Here is a 665-nt window from a genome sequence, read left to right as displayed (position 1 = left end):
GCCTGCCCGGAGGCCTCCGCCTCGCGCTTGGCTGCGGCCTGAGCGCCGTTCACCTGGCCGGTCATGCTCGTGAGGGAGTCATCGACCTTGAGCAGGCTCTGGACCCATTCGTAGCCGGCGGCGGAGGTGTCCACCTGCGCGGCCCCGAGCTCCGCGGCCGGCTCCCGCGTGTCCGCGAGCTGCGTGTTGACCCGCTCCAGAGCTTTGCCGCTGCGAAGGATCGCCTCGGTCAGGTCGGCGGTGGACAGGTGCAGGTCGTCTGCCGCTCGCAGGACGCCCTTGGTCTCCAACTCATGGGACACCCACTTGCGGGTGTTCTCCCCCACTGCGCCTGAGTCCGCCTTGACCGCCTCGGTGAGGGCCTTCACCTCCTCCTTGGTGTCGTCGGCTGCCCCGGCGAACAGGGTCAGCACGGTGATGCGGGCGGTGAGAGCGGCGCCCCAGGGCCCGAACATGAACGAGGTCGTCGGGGAGGCGGCCGCCGACAACCGCGGCATGGTGACGGCCAGTTCGGTCACCGCGGTGCGGAACGCGACCACGCGCGGGAGGACCAGGACGAACGCGCCCGCCGCGAGGGTGAGAGCGCCGACCAGACCCATCGTCAGGGTGACGGAGGACTGCATCTCGGGCGAGAGGTTGCTGTACGCCTCGATCAGGTGGGTGAT

General features: G+C 70.2%; 1 protein-coding gene. It reads right to left on the bottom strand.

All coding sequences use genetic code 11. The features are described 5' to 3' along the window. A partial coding sequence (locus ABD323_RS43260) for a hypothetical protein (RefSeq protein WP_344447511.1) occupies positions 1-665 on the bottom strand: 665 nt, incomplete at both ends.

The organism is Kitasatospora nipponensis (assembly GCF_039528135.1).
Taxonomy (GTDB): Bacteria; Actinomycetota; Actinomycetes; order Streptomycetales; family Streptomycetaceae; genus Kitasatospora; species Kitasatospora nipponensis.
The sequence above is the reverse complement of the archived record's forward strand: the minus strand, read 5'-3'. Positions and strand labels throughout refer to the sequence as shown.